The sequence below is a fragment of the Thiomicrospira microaerophila genome (assembly GCF_000934765.1).
Lineage (GTDB): Bacteria > Pseudomonadota > Gammaproteobacteria > Thiomicrospirales > Thiomicrospiraceae > Thiomicrospira > Thiomicrospira microaerophila.
This window is the reverse complement of sequence record NZ_KN882202.1, coordinates 1-4512: the sequence shown is the minus strand read 5'-3', so window position 1 is coordinate 4512 and position 4512 is coordinate 1. Positions and strand designations below refer to the sequence as shown.

2 protein-coding genes are annotated in these 4512 nt (G+C 41.9%); both read right to left on the bottom strand.

The window, feature by feature from the left end; genetic code table 11:
* Nucleotides 1–297: 297 nt before the first annotated feature.
* Nucleotides 298–1512, bottom strand: coding sequence for a PDDEXK family nuclease (locus NA59_RS14070; protein WP_044414385.1), 1215 nt, complete (start codon nucleotides 1510–1512; stop codon nucleotides 298–300).
* A 69-nt stretch (nucleotides 1513–1581) separates the two neighbouring features.
* A complete protein-coding gene (locus NA59_RS14065) occupies nucleotides 1582–4383 on the bottom strand; it encodes a hypothetical protein (RefSeq protein ID WP_044414382.1) in 2802 nt (933 codons plus the stop codon).
* Between the last annotated feature and the right edge of the window lie 129 nt (nucleotides 4384–4512).

Here is a 4512-nt window from a genome sequence, read left to right as displayed (position 1 = left end):
ATTTGAACCAATGCCCCGCAAATAGGGGATTAAGACCTGTTGCCATGAAAGAAATACGCTCGCTTAGATTTGAACCAATGCCCCGCAAATAGGGGGTTAAGACAAACCCAACACGCTCATTGCGGCCAATATCAAAATTTGAACCAATGCCCCGAAAATAAAGATTTAGTTGTAGTGCTGTTCTCTGGTGAATGGTGTGAGTTTATTAGTGCTCAAAAAAGGTTGGATGGGTTTACAAAATCAAGCCAGCCTGTAAAAAATTGACCTGATTTATAACGCTTGCTGAAGGAAGGATGATTAGTTTTTCTGAAATTTCTGAATGAGTTGTTGTTTGCTGGCGATAAGCGCTATCTGATTTAGTTTGCAGTTCATTTTAAAGTCGTCAATCTTCTGCAAGTTGTCTTGATTTACTTTTTCAAAGTAAGGGCTGATAAAAAGGTAGTTTTTTAACATTCCGATCTCTGTTACGGACTTGATTTGTCGGATAATGTCACTCATGTCTTTGTTGTGTGGCGGTGCGTTTTTTACTTCGATGACGTGCAGGTTATGTTGATAAAGCAGAACAAAGTCAAGCTCACGATTTTGATCTTTTATTTTTACATTTCGTGCAACTTGAATGCCCTGTTGCTCAAACCAATAATGAATCAGCGTTTCTAACCAAATGCCACTGATCCATTTTTTCCAATCTTTTCTTAACTTATCATGTTTGCTTGATCCCAGCTTATTTCCAGGCAGGATGAGGGTTTTATTTTCTAATCGACAAATATCTGAGTCAGGTATTAAATCAGCTAGTTGCGAAAACCAGTTTAGCACTTCCTCTTCAGGGTAGTTTTTGAACAAATCTATCTCAAGGCGAAGCTCTTTGGTTTTATGTGCTGAGTTTGACCATTCTTTTTGCAACACGACAGACAAGGCCTGATGGATGTTGTCGGCGGGCTGTTCATAATGTTGCCAAATTTTTTCAGCGATGTTAATCGCATTGGGTGAGTCTTCAATACGATTGTTTTCGGTTAGGGTGTAATCCGTGTAGAGCGACAGTGCATCTAGCGTATCTATGTGGTTTATAACTTTTTCAGAGAGTATTTGGCGTTGTTTGTTATGGTATGTCCAGCGCTGGACAAGGGGTGAGGTGAGGCTTTTATAGTGGACTTCTTGCCAGTCAACAGCGGTTTCTAGCAGCAAGGCCAAAAGTTTAGTGCCACCGGTTACATTTAAAATCCAATCATAGGTTGTCGCATTGGATTGATATTCTGGTACAAAGTCTTGGTTAATCCAGTCTGTAATGTCGCTAATGGCATCCCCTGAGCGTTTTTTTAGATCCAGCATCACCCATTGCGTTTGTGGCAAATGTTTAGCAATGAGTGCCTCGATTCGCTCCCTTGTTTGTTGCTTGATAAAGTCGCTCACAATCAAGGTTACCCTTTGTGGTCGGTAATCAAGCAGTGGAACAAGGCTAGGTAGGTTGTGACCCGAAGCAATGACAACATAGTTAATCGGTTTTATAATGCTCATCGCGGTAGCCTTATCATTCAGTATTGTCGTCATGTGGCATTTAAACTGCAGCCTGCGGCCTGTTAATATTTAATGAAAGTTAAACGGTACCAATATTTTAAGCTGGCTGAGTATTTCATCATGTGTAGGTTCGCAAGTATCATTTATCCATTCGCTGATGGCATTGATGGGCGCTGATGGCAGTGTTTTTTCAATAGCATGAAGCCTAGCTTGCTGTTTTTCGTGTGCATCAATGTTAACGCCTAATTTACTGCTCACTACGCTGATGACTAACCCAATCCAGTTTAGCGTGCTCGCTTCTTGCCGGCTAAAGCAAGATTCGATGGCTTGTTGAAAATAGAACTGTGCACCTTGTTTGTCGCCTGTGATCGATAGTAACCAGCCACGGTAGGTGTTAATCCATGGCCATGGGTAATCTTCTTCGATTTGCCAATCAGGTGTAAGGCTCAGATAATCGTCTATTAGAGGTTTATATTGTTCAGTATCGTGAAGCAGTCCTCGCAAAAATAAATGGTGACTATAACGGTCTGCATAGCCAGAACGTGCAAATTGTTTTGCTGTTTTTTGTTGCGTAAGCCACGTTTGAAAATCAGTTTGCCATGCAACATTATCCATTTGAGCAATGAGTTTATAGGTCATTGTTTGATTTATATCGCGTTGAGCGGCTTGTGTATTTGAGAGTTTGGTGAAGTGTTCAATGGCATGCTCAAAATGATTGATAGCTACATCGCCCATGCCTTGAAACGCGTATAGCTGTCCCAGCGCAGAGTGCAGTTTAGCGTGATTTAGTAGCCCAGGAATCGCCACATCATAGTCCAGCCATTTTTGAAGGTGGGGTTGCGCTATGTCGAATTCATAGTTATTGGTGGTGGCGGTTGCAATACGTAACACGGCCTGACAGGCTTCACTTGCAGATTCATCACGCAATTGGTCGCTTAGCTGGATGATCTGGCTAATTAACGTCGTATCAACATAACCCTGATGATTTTTTTCGGCTAGGCGTGCTGAGTGCAGATATAGCAGAACCATGGATGGAAGTGTTTGGGTTTCAGGCCGAGCGCTATCCAGCCAATCAAGTGCGGCGGCTAGTACGCTGAGCTTAAATTGTTTTGTATTTAGTCGCTCTTGGATATACTGGAGATACATTTGCCATTGATTAATGTCTTGTTTTACTAGCGCTGTTAGTTTTGTAAGCTCGTTACGCAGTAGACTGTTTTTAGGCTCTGAGGCGGTAGCTTCACAAATAGCATACCAGTCACTTGGCTCTAAAGGGCTATGTGCATTAAGCGCTAAAAATAGACGCTCGATTTGTGTTTGGTTTGGGTGCATGAGGCAATGAATAGGCCATTGTGTTTTTTGCAGACGTTTTTTTGTTTCACGCGCTTGGCTTCCCCAAGTGTGTGCAATAGTATCGACATAGCCGTTGTATTGACTGCCATCCTTGGGTATGAATGCCATTGAAATATGAAGTTTAGCAAATCGTTCTGAATTGAGCGTTTTGAGTCGACTCACGATATTTTCTTGAATCAGCATCAATAAACCGCTTCCTGTGCCGTAGTCGAGCTGTTCGATCATTATTTTTACTTGTGTTTCATCATCCGGCTGTATTGGTAGTAAAAGCAAGGTCCAATAGGTTAAGTGTTCAATGGCATCAAACCATCGTTGGCGTTGCGTTAAACCTTGGTCTTTAACGGTAAAGCCGAATATACCCGCTCCGGATTTTAATAGTGAGTCAGCCACCGCATCGTTTTCTTCATCACTGGCTTCTGTGGCATGGTATTGGGCTTTGAGGGGGGGTAGGTTGTTTAGCGCGCGTTGCGGGATGGCAAGCGATACGACTCGTCCAAGGGTTTTATCGTTAAGCGATAATAGTTGGGCTTGTTCATTAAAATTTGAGCCGGTTTCATCGATAACAACCGTCCACTGTCGTGATGGATTAAGGTGGCGAAGACTATTTGGATGGATGCCATTATTCAGCGTAAGGGGCTGCAGTTGACTAGTTTTAGGTTTGGCGCGCAATTTTCTCTTTTTACTATTAATAAAGTCGTGTGCTTTTTTTAATAAATACTTGATTGATTTAATTACGGTTTTGTTTCTACCTTGTTTCTGTAAGGCGAGCCATGCTAAAACGGCTTCTGTCGCTTGTTCTCGGTCTTGATTTTTAGTGTATTCAGTGCGAAATAGTTGCTTGGCTTGTTCAGATAGCTTAAAAACATGTTCGCCTAGCTGCGCGTGTTCTCTCGCTCTTTTTATTAAACTTGGATTGCGCTCACTTCTGTCAGCTATCTCCATCATCATCGTAGAAACTTGGTGTGCTTGATTGCCCCAGCTACTTTTTTGATAAATTTGATACAGTAAGTTGCCATCTTTCATTGTCGCATAAGATGTTGCAGGGTTATCCGTGTTATGCTTAACTGACTTATCAAGATCAGGCTTGTGTGTTGCGTTTCTCTTATGGGCGTTTGGTTCAGAAATAGGTGTTGATTTAAGATTATTGATAGGTAAATAATCAGGCGTGTTGTCTGATTCTGCTATAAGATCACTTTGTTCAGCATCGAGCTGCTCAGGTTGCGGTGTCCAGATATCAAGGCTATCAACGTCACGCCAATGCGCTTGTTGAGACTCAAAGCATAACCCCCTCGCTGTCGGATATTGACGACGTGCCATCATCCAACCGATAGCCGATGTGCTATCTGTGCCTAATATTAAACAGGGACTAACAATACTTGATGTCTTAAAACTCTGCTCCCAATTCTCAAACTTATTTTCCGTGATGACCGGCCATTTAAGTACATCCTCAAATGGTATTTCTTTTTCATTAAGATAGAGACCATCTTGGTTTGGTAGCAGAATATGTTTGGGGTTTTGCATGTTATGTTAGTTCCCTTGTAACTATTCAGCCTGAAAAAAAACAAAAAAGTACTTGACAGGGTTTTTGACCTAAAAACCCAAAATTAATCCGCTTTGAAGCTCAGTGCTATAGGCGCAAACCAAGCCTGC

Coding starts and splice junctions, on each gene's coding strand:
- NA59_RS14070 (WP_044414385.1), bottom strand. CDS start 1,512: ATGAGCATTATAAAACCGATTAACTATGTTGTCATTGCTTCGGGTCAC.
- NA59_RS14065 (WP_044414382.1), bottom strand. CDS start 4,383: ATGCAAAACCCCAAACATATTCTGCTACCAAACCAAGATGGTCTCTAT.